13 protein-coding genes and 1 tRNA gene are annotated in these 12,517 nt (G+C 68.9%); 12 read left to right on the forward strand and 2 right to left on the reverse strand.

The genetic code is table 11. The annotated features are described in order from the left end of the window. Positions 1 to 54 precede the first annotated feature (54 nt). The 4 genes from ABD198_RS01805 to ABD198_RS01820 all read left to right on the forward strand — a co-directional run bounded on the left by ABD198_RS01805 (position 55) and on the right by ABD198_RS01820 (position 3,921). Entirely contained in the window at positions 55 to 525 is a 471-nt protein-coding gene (locus ABD198_RS01805) for a hemerythrin domain-containing protein (protein WP_343997508.1), read from the forward strand. 86 nt (positions 526 to 611) lie between these two features. Beyond that, entirely contained in the window at positions 612 to 1,181 is a 570-nt protein-coding gene (locus ABD198_RS01810) for a TetR/AcrR family transcriptional regulator (RefSeq protein WP_343997509.1), read from the forward strand. A gap of 86 nt (positions 1,182 to 1,267) precedes the next feature. After that, positions 1,268 to 2,716 carry a DHA2 family efflux MFS transporter permease subunit gene (locus ABD198_RS01815; RefSeq protein ID WP_425580396.1) on the forward strand — a complete coding sequence of 483 codons (1,449 nt, stop codon included), beginning with the start codon at positions 1,268 to 1,270 and terminating at the stop codon, positions 2,714 to 2,716. A gap of 149 nt (positions 2,717 to 2,865) precedes the next feature. After that, positions 2,866 to 3,921, forward strand: a complete 1,056-nt coding sequence (locus ABD198_RS01820) for a UDP-N-acetylmuramate dehydrogenase (RefSeq protein ID WP_343997510.1) — start codon at positions 2,866 to 2,868, stop codon at positions 3,919 to 3,921. 57 nt (positions 3,922 to 3,978) lie between these two features. Here ABD198_RS01820 and ABD198_RS01825 read toward each other — a convergent pair whose 3' ends face one another. Continuing rightward, positions 3,979 to 5,019: an adenosine deaminase gene (locus ABD198_RS01825; RefSeq protein ID WP_343997511.1), complete on the reverse strand. Its 1,041-nt coding sequence runs from the start codon at positions 5,017 to 5,019 to the stop codon at positions 3,979 to 3,981. Positions 5,020 to 5,207: 188 nt separating this feature from the next. Then, complete coding sequence (locus tag ABD198_RS01830; protein WP_343997512.1) at positions 5,208 to 6,434, reverse strand: pyridoxal phosphate-dependent aminotransferase; 1,227 nt, start codon at positions 6,432 to 6,434, stop codon at positions 5,208 to 5,210. 283 nt (positions 6,435 to 6,717) lie between these two features. Between ABD198_RS01830 and ABD198_RS01835 the strand changes: the two genes are divergently transcribed. From ABD198_RS01835 to rplL, 8 genes are all read left to right on the forward strand, one after another. After that, positions 6,718 to 6,790: transfer RNA gene (locus ABD198_RS01835), tRNA-Trp, on the forward strand. Positions 6,791 to 6,898: 108 nt separating this feature from the next. Then, the gene (gene secE, locus ABD198_RS01840; RefSeq protein WP_167991094.1) at positions 6,899 to 7,186 is read left to right on the forward strand and encodes a preprotein translocase subunit SecE; all 288 of its coding nucleotides are present in this window, start codon (positions 6,899 to 6,901) and stop codon (positions 7,184 to 7,186) included. A gap of 80 nt (positions 7,187 to 7,266) precedes the next feature. Further along, a complete protein-coding gene (gene nusG / locus ABD198_RS01845) occupies positions 7,267 to 8,127 on the forward strand; it encodes a transcription termination/antitermination protein NusG (protein WP_343997513.1) in 861 nt (286 codons plus the stop codon). A 181-nt stretch (positions 8,128 to 8,308) separates the two neighbouring features. Then, positions 8,309 to 8,743, forward strand: a complete 435-nt coding sequence (gene rplK / locus ABD198_RS01850; protein ID WP_028420794.1) for a 50S ribosomal protein L11 — start codon at positions 8,309 to 8,311, stop codon at positions 8,741 to 8,743. An 85-nt stretch (positions 8,744 to 8,828) separates the two neighbouring features. Then, positions 8,829 to 9,554 (forward strand): 50S ribosomal protein L1, encoded by a 726-nt coding sequence (gene rplA / locus ABD198_RS01855; protein WP_167991098.1) that lies wholly within the window; start codon positions 8,829 to 8,831, stop codon positions 9,552 to 9,554. Between the two features lie 274 nt (positions 9,555 to 9,828). Further along, positions 9,829 to 10,800, forward strand: coding sequence for an SCO4651 family lipoprotein (locus tag ABD198_RS01860; protein ID WP_343997514.1), 972 nt, complete (start codon positions 9,829 to 9,831; stop codon positions 10,798 to 10,800). Positions 10,801 to 11,103: 303 nt separating this feature from the next. After that, the gene (rplJ, locus tag ABD198_RS01865; protein ID WP_167991102.1) at positions 11,104 to 11,634 is read left to right on the forward strand and encodes a 50S ribosomal protein L10; all 531 of its coding nucleotides are present in this window, start codon (positions 11,104 to 11,106) and stop codon (positions 11,632 to 11,634) included. Between the two features lie 115 nt (positions 11,635 to 11,749). Continuing rightward, positions 11,750 to 12,142: a 50S ribosomal protein L7/L12 gene (gene rplL / locus ABD198_RS01870; protein WP_167991104.1), complete on the forward strand. Its 393-nt coding sequence runs from the start codon at positions 11,750 to 11,752 to the stop codon at positions 12,140 to 12,142. The last annotated feature ends 375 nt before the right edge of the window (positions 12,143 to 12,517 follow it).

A 12,517-nucleotide genomic window follows, 5' to 3' on the forward strand; every position in this document is an offset into this window, starting at 1 on the left:
GGCGCCGGTCCGAAGGAGAGCCGACGATGCACTCGTCGCACCCTTCGCTCACGCATGACTGAGCGCGAGACGACCAGGCTGGTCGCCTGGAGCCAGGAACTGAGCCGGGTGCACACCCGGCTGCGGGAGGCGCTGGACGTCACCCGCACCGCCCTCGCCGCCGGCACCCCCGGCGAGACGGCCACCCGTGATCTGCTGCTCTACTGCCACGGCTTCTGCATGGCCCTCGACGGCCACCACCAGGGCGAGGACCGCACCCTTTTCCCGGCCATCGCGGCCGCGCACCCGGAACTCCGCCCGGTGCTGCGCGCGCTGGAGCAGGACCATTCGATGATCGCCCACCTGCTCGGCGGCCTGCGCACCGCGGTGGACCGCGCGGCACCGCCCGAGGAGCTGGAACGCCACCTCGAAGGCATCGCCGCGATCATGGAGAGCCACTTCCGCTACGAGGAGCGGCAACTGCTCACGGTGCTCGAGACCCTGGAGCTGAAGGCCGCCCCCGAGGAGGTCCTCGGCCCCCTCTGATCCCCTGATTCCTCCGAACGCGGCCGCCCCGCCACCGACCCATAACCCCTTGACGCAGTTAGTGATTGAGTACTAACTTTCTATTCATGGTCAGGATGAGCGCGGATGAGCGGCGCGAGAGCGTGATCCGTGCGGCGACCGCCGAGTTCGCCCGTGGCGGCTACTACGGCACGTCGACCGAGGCGATCGCCAAGCGGGTCGGCGTCTCGCAGCCGTACCTCTTCCGGCTCTTCCCGGGCAAGAAGGCGATCTTCCTCGCCGCGGCCGAGCGCTGCATCGAGGACACCATCCGTACGTTCGGCGAGGCCGCCGAAGGGCTGGAGGGCGAGGAGGCCCTGCATGCCATGGCCGACGCCTATACGCGCGTCATCGCGGAGCAGCCCGAGCGGCTGATGATGCAGATGCAGACGTATCTGGCCGTGGCCGCCGCCGAGCAGGAGGGTGACCACGAGTTCGGTGAGGCGGTGCGGGCAGGCTGGATGCGGCTGTGGGACACCGTTCATCTGCCGCTGGGGGCCGACATCGGCGAGACGACGACCTTCATGGCGTACGGAATGCTCATCAACTGCCTGGTCGCCATGGGCTTCCCGCCCGAGCACCGGGTCTGGGAAGGCGTCTACGAGTCGGCTCGGACGAAGGGCCGCCTGGAACACTGACGCGCCCGCGGGAAGGCGGACTCCGCCTTTTCATGGGCGCGGAAGTTAGTAATCAATAACTAACAGCGACACTCCCTGGGGGAGAGATGTCAGCGATCTCACAGCAGAGCCCACGCCGAGTGGTCTGGGCGCTCGTCATCACCAGCGTCGCCGGATTCATGGCGGCCCTCGACAATCTCGTCGTCACCACCGCCCTGCCCTCCATCCGCGAGGACCTCGGCGGCGAACTGCACGACCTGGAATGGACCGTGAGCGCCTACACGCTCACCTTCGCCGTACTCCTGATGCTCGGTGCGGCCCTCGGCGACCGCTTCGGGCGCCGCCGGATGTTCATCGCCGGCCTCTCCGTCTTCACCCTGGCCTCGGCGGCCGCGGCCATGGCCCCCGGCATCGACACCCTGATCGCCGCCCGCGCGGTGCAGGGCGCCGGAGCCGCGGTCATGATGCCGCTCACCCTCACCCTGCTGACCGCCGCCGTGCCCGAGGCCCGGCGGGGCATGGCGTACGGCATCTGGGGCGCGGTCAACGGACTGGCCGTCGCTTCCGGGCCGCTGGTCGGCGGCAGCCTCACCGAGCACATCGCCTGGCAGTGGATCTTCTGGCTCAACGTCCCGCTGGGCCTCGCCCTGATCCCGCTCGCCCGGCTGCGCCTCACCGAGTCCCACGGCACCGGAGCACCGCTCGACATACCCGGCACCCTGCTGGCCAGCGGCGGCCTCTTCGGCATCGTCTACGGGCTGGTTCGCGGGCCGGTCGACGGGTGGACCGGCGGCACGGTGCTCACCGGCCTGGTCGCCGGAGGGGCGCTGCTAGTCGCCTTCGTCCTCTACAGCATCCGCGCCAGGAACCCCATGCTGCCGATGCGGCTGTTCCGCTCCCGGGCCTTCTCCGGCATCAACGCGGCGAGCCTGCTGATGTTCCTCGGCATGTTCGGCTCGATCTTCCTGCTCAGCCAGTACCTCCAAGGCGTGCTCGGCTACTCGCCCACCGAGGCGGGGCTGCGCATGCTGCCCTGGACGGGCATGCCCATGCTGGTCGCGCCCATCGCCGGGATCCTCTCCGACCGCATCGGCGGGCGGCCGGTCGTCGCCACCGGCCTGCTCCTCCAGGCGCTCGGGCTCGCGTACTTCGCGGTGATCGTCACCACCGACGTCTCCTACGCCACGCAGCTGCCCGCGCTGATCATCAGCGGGGTCGGGATGGCGCTGTTCTTCGCGCCGGCCTCGAACATCGTGATGTCCAGCGTGCTGCCGAAGGAGCAGGGCATCGCCTCCGGGGCCAACAACGCGCTGCGTGAGGTGGGCGGGGCGCTCGGCATCGCCGTGATGGCGTCGATCTTCTCCGCCCAGGGCGGCTACGAGACGCCGCAGGCCTTTGTCGACGGGCTGCGGCCGGCGCTGGTGGTGGGGGCGGCGGCGGTCGGCCTCGCGGCGGTGGCGGCGCTGGTCGTGCCGGGGCGCAAAACAGGGCGCCCGAGTGAACCCCCGGCCTCCGGCCGTCCGGCCGAGCAGGTTCTGGAATCCACGACCGCCTGAACGGGCGGAACCGAAAGGAGCATGGTCATGCCTAAGTTGCTCCGCAGGCATCCCCACGCGAACCCCCACCCGCAGGCACAGTCCACACGCACCCCCACCGGCCCGGCCCCGTAGTTCTCAGCGGCCAGCGCCCCCGTACGCTTGGCGGCGTGCAGGAACTCTTTGATGCCCCGCTCGCCCCGCTGACCACCTTCCGGCTGGGCGGGCCCGCCGCCCGCCTGGTCACCGCGACGACCGACGACGAGGTGATCTCCGTCGTCCGCGAGGCCGACGACACCGACACGCCGCTCCTCATCATCGGCGGCGGCTCCAACCTCGTCATCGGCGACAAGGGCTTCGACGGCACCGCCCTGGTCATCGCCACCAAGGGCTTCACCCTCGACGGCACCCGCCTCGAGCTCGCCGCCGGCGAGGTCTGGACCGACGCCGTCGCCCGCACCGTTGAGGCCGGCCTCGCCGGCATCGAGTGCCTGTCCGGCATCCCCGGCTCGGCCGGAGCCACCCCCATCCAGAACGTCGGCGCCTACGGCCAGGAGGTCTCCTCCACCATCACCGAGGTGATCGCCTACGACCGCCGCACCCGCGAGACGGTCACCCTCTCCAACGCCGACTGCGCCTTCTCCTACCGCCACAGCCGCTTCAAGGCCGACCCCACCCGCTACGTCGTCCTGCGCGTCCGCTTCGACCTCGAGGACGCCGGCGGCCTCTCCGGCCCGATCCGCTACGCCGAGACCGCCCGCGCCCTCGGCGTGGAACCCGGCGACCGCGTTCCCCTCGCCACGGCCCGCGAGACCGTGCTCAAGCTGCGCGCCGGCAAGGGCATGGTCCTCGACCCCGAGGACCACGACACCTGGTCGGCCGGCTCCTTCTTCACCAACCCGATCCTCACCGACGACGAGTTCCAGGCCTTCCGCACCCGAGTGAAGCAGCACCTCGGCCCCGACGCCGAACCCCCCGCCTACCCGGCCGGCCACGGGTACACCAAGACCTCCGCCGCCTGGCTCATCGACAAGGCCGGCTTCACCAAGGGCTACGGCGAGGGCCCCGCCCGCATCTCCACCAAGCACACCCTCGCCCTGACCAACCGCGGCAACGCCACCACCGAGGACCTGCTGGCCCTCGCCCGCGAGGTGGTCACCGGCGTCCGCGACACCTTCGGGATCACCCTGGTCAACGAGCCGGTGACCGTCGGCGTCAGCCTCTGAACCCTGGGCGTCAGCCTCTGGAAAGACCCCCCCCTCCTCTAGAAAGACCCCGCAAGCTCAGGCGACCGGCGTGTTGAGCCAGTCGTCGATCCCGGACAGCAGCTTCGCCTTCACGTCCTCCGGAGCCACCGACCCCCGCACCGACTGCCGCGCCAGCTCCGCCAGCTCCGCGTCCGAGAACCCGTGGTGCCGCCGCGCGATCTCGTACTGCGCCGCCAGCCGCGAACCGAACAGCAGCGGATCATCGGCGCCCAGCGCCAGCGGCACCCCCGCGTCGAACAGCGTCCGCAGCGGAACGTCCTGCGGCTTCTCGTACACCCCCAGCGCCACGTTCGACGCCGGGCACACCTCGCAGGTCACCTGCCGGTCCGCCAGCCGCTGCAGCAGCCGCGGGTCCTCCGCCGCCCGCACCCCGTGACCGATCCGGTCGGCCTCCAGGTCGTCCAGGCAGTCCCGCACCGACGCGGGCCCGGTCAGCTCGCCCCCGTGCGGCGCCGACAGCAGCCCGCCCTCCCGCGCGATGGCGAACGCCCGGTCGAAGTCGCGGGCCATGCCGCGCCGCTCGTCGTTGGAGAGCCCGAACCCGATCACTCCCCGGTCCGCGTACCGCACCGCCAGCCGGGCCAGGGTGCGCGCGTCCAGCGGGTGCTTCATCCGGTTGGCGGCCACCAGGACCCGGATCCCCAGGCCGGTGTCCCGCATCGCCGCCTCCACCGCGTCCAGGATGATCTCCAGCGCCGGGATCAGCCCGCCCAGCCGGGGCGCGTACGAGGTCGGGTCGACCTGGATCTCCAGCCAGCCCGAGCCGTCCTGCAGATCCTCCTCCGCGGCCTCCCGCACCAGCCGCCGGATGTCGTCCGGCTCGCGCAGGCAGGAGCGGGCGGCGTCGTACAGCCGCTGGAAGCGGAACCAGCCCCGCTCGTCGGTGGCCCGCAGCCGGGGCGGCTCCCCGCTGATCAGCGCGTCGGTCAGCGTCTCGGGCAGGCGCACACCGTACTTGTCGGCCAGTTCCAGCAGGGTGGTGGGCCGCATCGACCCGGTGAAGTGCAGGTGCAGATGGGCCTTCGGAAGCTCAGAGAGATCACGTACACGCTCCATCCCAGGATCCTGCCGCACGCCCCGCCCGCCCCGGTAGCGCTTTCCCCACACGTGGTCTTGCTCGCACAAACGACCCCGCCCCCGCACCTCACCCCACGACAAAGGGCGCCCGGAAACCCCGGGCGCCCCAAGCCGCACAGAACCGGAACCGGACCGGAACCTCAGTCCCGTCAGTCCCGCCGGTCCCGTCAGTCCCGCGCCTCCGCCAGCAGCTTCTGGATCCGCGAGACACCCTCGACGAGATCCTCGTCCCCCAGCGCGTACGACAGCCGCAGATACCCGGGCGTGCCGAACGCCTCACCCGGCACCACCGCGACCTCGGCCTCCTCCAGGATGAGCGCCGCCAGCTCCACCGTGTTCTGCGGACGCTTGCCCCGGATCTCCTTGCCGATCAGCGCCTTCACCGACGGGTAGGCGTAGAACGCCCCCTCCGGCTCCGGGCAGACCACGCCGTCGATCTCGTTGAGCATCCGCACGATGGTCTTGCGGCGCCGGTCGAACGCCTCCCGCATCTTCGCCACCGCCTCCAGGTCGCCGGAGACCGCGGCCAGCGCCGCCGCCTGCGCCACGTTGGAGACGTTGGAGGTGGCGTGCGACTGCAGGTTGGTGGCGGCCTTCACCACGTCCTTCGGGCCGATGATCCAGCCCACGCGCCAGCCGGTCATCGCGTACGTCTTGGCCACACCGTTGACCACGATGCACTTGTCGCGCAGCTCGGGCAGCAGCGCGGGCAGCGAGACGGAGACGGCGTCGCCGTAGACCAGGTGCTCGTAGATCTCGTCGGTCAGCACCCACAGCCCGTGCTCGACGGCCCAGCGGCCGATCGCCTCGGTCTCGGCCTCGCTGTAGACGGCGCCGGTCGGGTTGGAGGGGGAGACGAACAGGACGACCTTGGTCTTCTCGGTGCGGGCGGCCTCGAGCTGCTCCACGGTGACCCGGTAGCCGGTCGTCTCGTCGGCGACCACCTCGACCGGCACACCGCCGGCCAGCCGGATCGACTCGGGGTACGTCGTCCAGTACGGCGCGGGCACGATGACCTCGTCGCCCGGGTCGAGGATCGCGGCCAAGGCCTCGTAGATGGCCTGCTTGCCGCCGTTGGTGACCAGGATCTGGGAGGCGTCCACCTCGTAGCCGGAGTCGCGCAGCGTCTTCGCGGCGATCGCGTTCTTCAGCTCGGGCAGGCCGCCGGCCGGGGTGTAGCGGTGGTACTTCGGGTTCTTGCAGGCCTCGATCGCGGCCTCGACGATGTAGTCGGGGGTCGGGAAGTCGGGCTCACCGGCACCGAAGCCGATCACCGGCCGCCCGGCGGCCTTGAGGGCCTTGGCCTTGGCGTCCACGGCGAGAGTGGCGGACTCGGAGATCGCGCCGATGCGGGCGGAGACCCGGCGCTCGGTGGGAGGGGTTGCAGCGCTCATGGGCCCATCGTTTCAGACGGGAAACCGGCACGGCACCGGGGTTTCACAGACTGAACAGGACCGGGCAAACCCTGAACATCCGTCCGGATCGGCCGCCGGTGAGCGGCGTCGATGTATGTGATCCGTACGTGATCTTCGCCCCGCGCGGCCCTCCGCCGGAGGTATCTGTTCGACGCCCGGCCGCAGACCACGTACACTCTCACCTCGTTGGCCTCCAGCAGCCCGCGATCATCCGGTGCACACCCAGCATCCGGTTGGATGCGGTACGTTGGGGAACACACAAAGGGTCGTAGCTCAATTGGTAGAGCACTGGTCTCCAAAACCAGCGGTTGGGGGTTCAAGTCCCTCCGGCCCTGCTACACACACCTTCGCCAGGATGTGTGCGCATGTACGTACAGCTATGCACCGCCGTGCGGCTCAGACCGGGCGCGGCACGGCCACGACCCGGAATCAGGTGAGGACGAGTGACGGACGCCGTGGGCTCCATCGACATGCCTGATGCCCAGGACGAGGCGCCGGACTCCAGGAAGAAGCCCCGTAAGGGCGGCAAGCGAGCCAAGAAGGGCCCGCTGAAGCGGCTCGCGCTCTTCTACCGTCAGATCGTTGCTGAGCTCCGCAAGGTCGTCTGGCCCACCCGCAACCAGCTGACGTCGTACACGACCGCAGTGATCATCTTCGTCGTCATCATGATCGGCCTGATCACCCTGTTCGACTATGGCCTCAGCAACGCCGCCAAGTACGTCTTCGGCTGAGCCGAGAGCGAAGGGCGCCGAGGTACCCGGCGCCCCTTTCGCGTGTTCCACCCCTCTGTATCCAGGAAGAAGCAGCCACCGTGTCTGACCCGAACGTGAACGACGCCGTTGAGCCTCGCGGCGAGGGGGCCGAGTTCGTCGTCGAGGACGAGCTCGAGACTGCCAAGGGCGCGGACAGCGAGGACACCGCGGCCTCGGAGGAGGCCGGGGCTGCGGACGCCGCCGCGGACGAGGCCGGCACCGAGGAGACCGAGGCTGCCGAGGCCGAGGCCGCCGAGGGCGAGGCGGGCGAGGAAGCCGCCGAGGAAGAGGCCGAGGACGAGCGCGACCCGGTCGAGAAGCTCCGCGAGGAGCTGCGGGGCCTGCCCGGCGAGTGGTACGTCATCCACACCTACGCCGGTTACGAGAACCGGGTGAAGACGAACCTCGAGCAGCGCGCCGTCTCGCTGAACGTCGAGGACTACATCTTCCAGGCCGAGGTGCCGCAGGAAGAGGTCGTCCAGATCAAGAACGGCGAGCGCAAGACGATCAAGCAGAACAAGCTGCCGGGCTACGTCCTGGTCCGGATGGACCTGACGAACGAGTCCTGGGGCGTCGTGCGCAACACGCCGGGCGTCACCGGCTTCGTCGGCAACGCCTACGACCCGTACCCGCTGACCCTGGACGAGATCGTCAAGATGCTCGCGCCGGAGGCCGAGGAGAAGGCCGCCCGCGAGGCCGCCGAGGCCGAGGGCAAGCCGGCTCCGCAGCGCAAGGTCGAGGTCCAGGTGCTGGACTTCGAGGTGGGCGACTCGGTCACCGTCACCGACGGCCCGTTCGCCACGCTGCAGGCGACCATCAACGAGATCAACCCCGACTCGAAGAAGGTCAAGGGCCTGGTGGAGATCTTCGGCCGCGAGACGCCCGTCGAGCTGTCGTTCGACCAGATCCAGAAGAACTGAGCGCGCTCAGTACTTTCTGGACGTACTACTTCCGAACAGGTCAGACAGGCGCTCACGTCTCGTCTGACCTGCTCGGTTTTTGGCCGCGCATCTCTACCCGTTAAAGTTGCGCGGTATGCCTGCGTCCGGGTGGTCCCCGATGACGCGGGCAGGACCCGAATGCGAAAGGACCCGGAGAGCCATGCCTCCCAAGAAGAAGAAGGTCACGGGGCTCATCAAGCTCCAGATCCAGGCCGGTGCCGCCAACCCGGCCCCGCCGGTCGGCCCCGCGCTGGGTCAGCACGGCGTGAACATCATGGAGTTCTGCAAGGCCTACAACGCCGCGACCGAGTCGCAGCGCGGTTGGGTCATCCCGGTGGAGATCACGGTCTACGAGGACCGTTCCTTCACCTTCATCACCAAGACCCCGCCGGCCGCCAAGATGATCCTCAAGGCCGCGGGCGTGGAGAAGGGCTCCGGCGAGCCGCACAAGACCAAGGTCGCCAAGATCACCCGCGACCAGGTCCGTGAGATCGCCCAGACCAAGATGCCCGACCTCAACGCCAACGACCTGGACGCCGCCGAGAAGATCATCGCCGGCACCGCCCGTTCCATGGGCGTCACGGTCGAGGGCTGACCTCCACCTCCCCAAGCCACCACAGAAGTGTGGAAGGGCCTGCTCGGCCCGGACCACAACTCCTAAGAACCTCCAGGAGCTTTAAGTGAGCAAGCGCAGCAAGGCTCTCCGCGCTGCGGACGCCAAGGTCAACCGGGACAAGCTCTACGCCCCGCTTGAGGCCGTCCGTCTCGCCAAGGAGACCTCCACGACCAAGTTCGACGCCACCGTCGAGGTCGCCTTCCGTCTGGGTGTCGACCCGCGCAAGGCCGACCAGATGGTCCGTGGCACCGTGAACCTCCCGCACGGCACCGGTAAGACCGCCCGGGTCCTGGTCTTCGCGACCGGCGACCGTGCCGAGGCCGCGCGTGCCGCGGGCGCCGACATCGTCGGCGCCGACGAGCTGATCGACGAGGTGTCGAAGGGCCGTCTGGACTTCGACGCCGTCGTCGCCACCCCGGACCTCATGGGCAAGGTCGGCCGCCTCGGCCGCGTGCTCGGTCCCCGTGGTCTGATGCCGAACCCCAAGACCGGCACCGTGACCCCGGACGTCGCCAAGGCTGTCAACGACATCAAGGGCGGCAAGATCGAGTTCCGTGTCGACAAGCACGCGAACCTGCACTTCATCATCGGCAAGACGTCGTTCGACGACACCCAGCTGGTGGAGAACTACGCCGCCGCGCTGGAGGAGATCCTCCGTCTGAAGCCGTCGGCCGCCAAGGGTCGCTACATCAAGAAGGCCGCCATCACCACCACGATGGGCCCCGGCATCCCGGTCGACCCGAACCGCACCCGCAACCTCCTCGTCGAGGAGGACCCGGCCGCGGCCTGAGCCCGGCCGGCCCGGACCGGCCCGTCCGGTCCGCGCGCTGGGAAGCCCGCCCCCACGCCCGCCAGGGCGAGGGGGCGGGTTTTTTCCTGCGCCTGTGTCAGCGCGGTGCGTTAACGTTCCAGGCATTGATCCGAGGCGCGTGCACGGCGCAGGGAGACGCGCGCACTGCGCGGACACAGCAGATACAGCAGAGACAGCAGAGACAGCAGAGACAGCAGAGACAGCAGAGACAGCTGAGCAGAGACAGCTGGAAGAACACAGGGGTGGGATTTACATGGCCATGTCCGCATGGAAGCGCGCAGGTGTCTGTCTGACGGCAGCGGCTGTCGTGGCGGGGGTCGCGGGCTGCCAGGACGGTGACGGGGGCGGGAAGAAGGCGGCGGGCTCCCCGGACTCCGGGGCCAGGTCGCAGAGCAGCATGACCGAGGTGCTGCAGGCCGCCTACAAGAAGACCTCCGAGGTCAAGTCCGCCAAGGTGCGGATCACCATGGCCATGCCGGCCGCGGCGGGCGGCGGCACCACGGAGATCTCGGGTGTCCAGGGCTGGGACCCGGGCGTCATGGACGTCACCATGAAGGGCTCCGCGCTCGCCGCCGGCGACCCGGAGGCGCCCGAGCCGATGCGCATGATCATGCTCGACGACGTCATGTACATCAACATGGGCGCCAAGCAGGCCGCCGAGATGGACGGCAAGCAGTGGATGAAGATGGACTTCGGCGCGCTGGCCGAGAAGTCCGGTGACGCCGACGCGCAGCGGCAGATGACCCAGAGCCTGCAGAACATGAACCAGGACCCGGCCCAGCAGCTCGCCCTGCTGCTGGAGTCGCCGAACCTCAAGCACGTCGGCCCGGAGAAGGTCGACGGCGTCGAGACGGAGCACTACAAGGGCACGCTGAGCGTCCAGGAGATGCTGGAGGCCAACCAGGGCACCGAGGGCATGCTCTCGAAGAAGGAGCGCCAGGAGCTGGTCGACGGCCTGGAGAAGGCCGGCATGAAGGGCTACGACACCGAGGTCTGGGTCAACGAGGACGACCTGCCGGTGAAGATGGTCGTCGGGATGAAGTTCCCGCAGGGCACGATGAAGATGACGGCCCACTACTCCGACTACGGCACGAAGGCCGACGTCCAGGCCCCGCCGGCCGGCGACACCTTCGACTTCATGGAGATGCTGGAGGAGCTGGAGCGGCTCGGCGGTCAGTCCGGTGCGGGCCTCGGTGAGCAGTCCGGTGCGGACCTGGGGGCCTGAGCCTTTGCAGCCCCCGTCCGGCCGATTTGCCTGACGACGATCCGGTCACGTACTCTTCCACGGAAGCCAAAGACCGCTGGTCGTTGCCGTGCGCTCGTAAGAGGGCTCGGTGGCCGAAGGATCCGCTGAACTGCGGACGACCCGCGCAGGTGACAGAGGAAGAGTTCCCGTGACTCGCCGCCTCGTGCGTGTGAGGAACCGGTTGAGCTACGCCCCGTGTGCCTGCGCCCGGGGCGTTTCGTTTTCCCCAGTCCTCCTTCGGGTCCGCGCGGTCCGAATCACCCGGAAGGAGGCCGAGGCTCTATGGCGAGGCCCGACAAGGCTGCCGCGGTTGCCGAGCTGACGGACAAGTTCCGCAGCTCCAACGCCGCCGTGCTGACCGAGTACCGCGGTCTCACCGTGGCGCAGCTCAAGACGCTGCGTCGTTCGCTCGGTGAGAACGCCCAGTACGCCGTGGTGAAGAACACGCTGACCAAGATTGCGGCCAACGAGGCCGGGATCACGCTGGACGACCAGCTCTTCGCTGGTCCGACGGCCGTCGCCTTCGTCACCGGTGACCCGGTGGAGTCGGCGAAGGGTCTTCGTGACTTCGCCAAGGAGAACCCGAATCTCGTCATCAAGGGCGGTGTCCTTGACGGCAAGGCGCTGTCCGCCGACGAGATCAAGAAGCTTGCGGACCTCGAGTCCCGCGAGGTTCTGCTCAGCAAGCTGGCCGGTGCCTTCAAGGCGAAGCAGTCCCAGGCTGCCTCCGTCTTCCAGGCGCTGCCCTCGAAGCTCGTCCGCACCGTCGACGCGCTTCGTGCCAAGCAGGCCGAGCAGGGCGGTGCCGAGTAATTCGGCTCGCTTTCCGATCCTCGCTGCATGAGGCGAGGGTCGATGCGGGCCCGACGTACGCCCGCCTCACCCAGTACATCCGGCACCTGCCGATTTAGTGGAAGGACCCGCCACCATGGCGAAGCTCACCCAGGACGAGCTGCTGGCCCAGTTCGAGGAGATGACCCTCATCGAGCTCTCCGAGTTCGTGAAGGCCTTCGAGGAGAAGTTCGACGTCACCGCCGCCGCGGCCGCTCCGGTCGTCATGGCCGGTGGCGCTGCTCAGGGCGGCGGCGAGGCCGGCGCTGCTGAGGAGAAGGACGAGTTCGACGTCATCCTCACCGGTGCCGGCGACAAGAAGATCCAGGTCATCAAGGTCGTGCGCGAGCTGACCTCCCTGGGCCTGAAGGAGGCCAAGGACCTGGTCGACGGCACCCCGAAGCCGGTTCTCGAGAAGGTCAACAAGGAGGCCGCCGACAAGGCCAAGGAGGCCCTCGAGGGCGCCGGCGCTTCGGTCGAGGTCAAGTAAGACCTTGTCGCACAGGGTCTCGTAGGGGCCTTGTAACGCTGTAGCACCGAAGAGCGATCATCCAACCGGGTGGTCGCTCTTCGGCGTTCCGGCGGGCGTCCCCGTGGTTGCCTTGCACGCCCGGTGACGGGGGGTATGGTGATCATCGTCGTCTCTTCGGGCGTCTCGGTTCGGGCAGTTCGGGCAAGGGGGCCTTGACGAACCGCACGCAGCGCGCAATTCTCAGGACGCGTCGTCACAAGGATCCGAATCCGAGGCATGGATCGACGACGAAGAGGGCAGTATCAACGTGCATTGAGGGCAAGCATGCCGAGGGCGTTGAGAACAACGAGGGTCGTGAAAACCCGCACTGGACATCAGTGTGCCGAGTGGCTA

It is taken from the genome of Streptomyces thermocarboxydovorans, assembly GCF_039524635.1.
GTDB lineage: Bacteria > Actinomycetota > Actinomycetes > Streptomycetales > Streptomycetaceae > Streptomyces > Streptomyces thermocarboxydovorans.

Coding starts and splice junctions, on each gene's coding strand:
- ABD198_RS01825 (WP_343997511.1), bottom strand. CDS start 5,019: ATGGAGCGTGTACGTGATCTCTCTGAGCTTCCGAAGGCCCATCTGCAC.
- ABD198_RS01805 (WP_343997508.1), top strand. CDS start 55: ATGACTGAGCGCGAGACGACCAGGCTGGTCGCCTGGAGCCAGGAACTG.
- ABD198_RS01810 (WP_343997509.1), top strand. CDS start 612: ATGGTCAGGATGAGCGCGGATGAGCGGCGCGAGAGCGTGATCCGTGCG.
- rplL (WP_167991104.1), top strand. CDS start 11,750: ATGGCGAAGCTCACCCAGGACGAGCTGCTGGCCCAGTTCGAGGAGATG.
- ABD198_RS01830 (WP_343997512.1), bottom strand. CDS start 6,434: ATGAGCGCTGCAACCCCTCCCACCGAGCGCCGGGTCTCCGCCCGCATC.
- ABD198_RS01815 (WP_425580396.1), top strand. CDS start 1,268: ATGTCAGCGATCTCACAGCAGAGCCCACGCCGAGTGGTCTGGGCGCTC.
- ABD198_RS01860 (WP_343997514.1), top strand. CDS start 9,829: ATGGCCATGTCCGCATGGAAGCGCGCAGGTGTCTGTCTGACGGCAGCG.
- rplK (WP_028420794.1), top strand. CDS start 8,309: ATGCCTCCCAAGAAGAAGAAGGTCACGGGGCTCATCAAGCTCCAGATC.
- rplJ (WP_167991102.1), top strand. CDS start 11,104: ATGGCGAGGCCCGACAAGGCTGCCGCGGTTGCCGAGCTGACGGACAAG.